This window comes from Mixta tenebrionis (genome assembly GCF_006517625.1).
In the GTDB taxonomy this organism is placed as follows: domain Bacteria; phylum Pseudomonadota; class Gammaproteobacteria; order Enterobacterales; family Enterobacteriaceae; genus Mixta; species Mixta tenebrionis.
On sequence record NZ_VHQI01000063.1, the window covers coordinates 1 to 381 of the forward strand.

Genomic DNA, 381 nt, shown 5'->3' on the forward strand with positions numbered 1-381 from the left:
GCCGACGAGCAGGCTGACGCTCAGATGATAACCAACTCGACCTTCTGTGCGATGTACTCCACCCGCCTGACCCAGACCAGTGACAGCGGCCTTCAGGTAAAAGGCGTTAATCTCAATGCCCGCTTCAACGGACCGGTATTCAACCGGGTACTTCAGGTGATGAACAAAACCTATGGCAGAACCTGGCTCGAATCAAATGCCCGTAACGGCAGCATGACCGCCATGCAGCTTTCGCAGTCGGAGCTGCTCTATAACCCGGAATATGCCCGGCAGTGCGATGTCTTTGCGGATAAAGTGGAAAAGGAATGGCGCGGAAAGTAATCCCGACGCGTTATACCTCCATCCGGTGAACAGAAACCTGCTTTCGGGCAGGTTTTTTTT

1 protein-coding gene is annotated in these 381 nt (G+C 53.5%); it reads left to right on the forward strand.

The annotated features are described in order from the left end of the window. The coding region (locus FKM52_RS21535; RefSeq protein WP_141178123.1) for a hypothetical protein at positions 1-321 on the forward strand (321 nt) is incomplete at its 5' end. Positions 322-381 lie beyond the last annotated feature (60 nt).